Origin of the sequence: Nocardioides malaquae (assembly GCF_015070385.1) — a bacterium.
In the GTDB taxonomy this organism is placed as follows: Bacteria; Actinomycetota; Actinomycetes; order Propionibacteriales; family Nocardioidaceae; genus Nocardioides; species Nocardioides malaquae.
The window spans coordinates 1-262 of the sequence record NZ_JADCSA010000571.1; the positions used below are offsets into that span (position 1 = coordinate 1).

A 262-nucleotide genomic window follows, 5' to 3' on the forward strand; every position below is an offset into this window, starting at 1 on the left:
CCCAGTGGTTTTAGGTCGTGATCACCACGATGTTAGTGGAACCGATTCACCATATCGTGAAACATCTAATATTTACGATGGAAGTAAATTTACCGCCGATATGGCTATTCATAATGTTATTGGTGATAGCTTTAGAGGAGCCACCTGGGTGTCTATACACAATGGAGGAGGCGTAGGCTGGGGTGAAGTTATGAATGGAGGTTTCGGAATGGTTTTAGATGGTACCCCGGAAGCAGAGGCTAAACTTAAAAATATGTTATTT

General features: G+C 42.4%; 1 protein-coding gene. It reads left to right on the plus strand.

Annotated features, from left to right (window positions below; all coding sequences use genetic code 11):
* A partial coding sequence (locus tag IEQ44_RS18675) for a urocanase-related protein (protein WP_498371231.1) occupies window positions 1–262 on the plus strand: 262 nt, incomplete at both ends.